Below are 280 nucleotides of genomic sequence, written 5' to 3'. Positions count from 1 at the left end.
TGATGCATATAATGCACAACATCCCACTAACGTTGCCAAAGTAAATGCATACAATGCACAACATCAAGCTAATCTTGCAGATGCATCCGCAAAGCAAGCACATATTGCTGACCGTAATAAGATGCACGAACAAAGAGAAAATGATCCAGTCTTAACTGCTAAACATGCATTAACTGAAGCAAAAAAAGCAGTTAAAAATAATAAAGATGCATCGGCTTTATCTGATTTGAAGACAAAAGAAGAAAATGCTAGAAAAAATTATGAATCAGTAGTTGCACGT

General features: G+C 35.4%; 1 protein-coding gene. It reads left to right on the top strand.

The window, feature by feature from the left end; translation table 11 throughout:
• A partial coding sequence (locus tag FD06_RS07645) for a hypothetical protein (protein ID WP_162256001.1) occupies positions 1 to 280 on the top strand: 280 nt, incomplete at both ends.

Origin of the sequence: Apilactobacillus ozensis DSM 23829 = JCM 17196 (genome assembly GCF_001435995.1) — a bacterium.
GTDB classification, from domain to species: domain Bacteria; phylum Bacillota; class Bacilli; order Lactobacillales; family Lactobacillaceae; genus Apilactobacillus; species Apilactobacillus ozensis.
This window is presented reverse-complemented; position numbering and strand designations above follow the sequence as displayed.